The organism is Halomonas sp. AOP7-B1-5 (assembly GCF_052353045.1).
In the GTDB taxonomy this organism is placed as follows: Bacteria; Pseudomonadota; Gammaproteobacteria; order Pseudomonadales; family Halomonadaceae; genus Vreelandella; species Vreelandella colorata.
The window spans coordinates 1-659 of the sequence record NZ_JBQTDC010000124.1; the positions used below are offsets into that span (position 1 = coordinate 1).

The following is a 659-nucleotide window of genomic DNA, read 5'->3' on the forward strand; positions in this document are numbered from 1 at the left end:
CCCTGTGAGAAATCCGGGTTAGGTGAATGATGGTAGTATGAATAGATTAGTGTTGTATCGATCCCTCAACCTATTGATTGATTTTGGTTATTAAACTTCTATCCTATAGCGTTGAGTATTGAAAGTACTATAGCGCAATTCAGCTCAGTGTAGTTGCGAATGAAATATTTATGTGTTGCATCGGTTTTATGCAGCTTAACTGCTCCCTCATCCGTATAAGCCCACATCAATTCATCCGAATTCGTTGTATAGCGCGGGCTGCGATGCGCACAACGTAGGTGCCACGGCGCATTCTTTTCCGGCAATCCCAAGCGAACCGTTACCTTTCCCATCTTCTCGTTGAGCACATCCATAGTGGCCATGAGCTGTTGGCTGCGCTGGCGTTCTTCTTTTGTTTGTGACAAAAGATCAGCGACAAGAAAAATCCCGGCCATTAGATAGCCGGGAACCCATTTTTTATGAATTAAAGTAGTTCAATCATTTTCGGGCGATGTAGTCTGCGCCTCTGTTTCTTCCTCTGGGTCTTCTTCAACTTGCTTAACACGCGGAGCTGGAGCGACCCAGGCTTTTAGGTATTGGCCTGCATAGCGGTAGAAGTCGGGTACTACCTTTTCAAGGTGTTCGATGAAAACACGATTACCCGAAAATTTTGCCCCTAG

General features: G+C 45.4%; 2 protein-coding genes. Both read right to left on the minus strand.

The window, feature by feature from the left end:
• Nucleotides 1-98: 98 nt before the first annotated feature.
• Nucleotides 99-434: a DUF4113 domain-containing protein gene (locus ACT3XD_RS19680; RefSeq protein ID WP_192539963.1), complete on the minus strand. Its 336-nt coding sequence runs from the start codon at nucleotides 432-434 to the stop codon at nucleotides 99-101.
• 39 nt (nucleotides 435-473) lie between these two features.
• A partial coding sequence (locus ACT3XD_RS19685) for a hypothetical protein (RefSeq protein ID WP_444280708.1) occupies nucleotides 474-659 on the minus strand: 186 nt, incomplete at its 5' end.

Excerpts from the sequence above, each read along its gene's own strand:
- ACT3XD_RS19680 (WP_192539963.1), bottom strand. The coding sequence starts at position 434 with ATGGCCGGGATTTTTCTTGTCGCTGATCTTTTGTCACAAACAAAAGAA.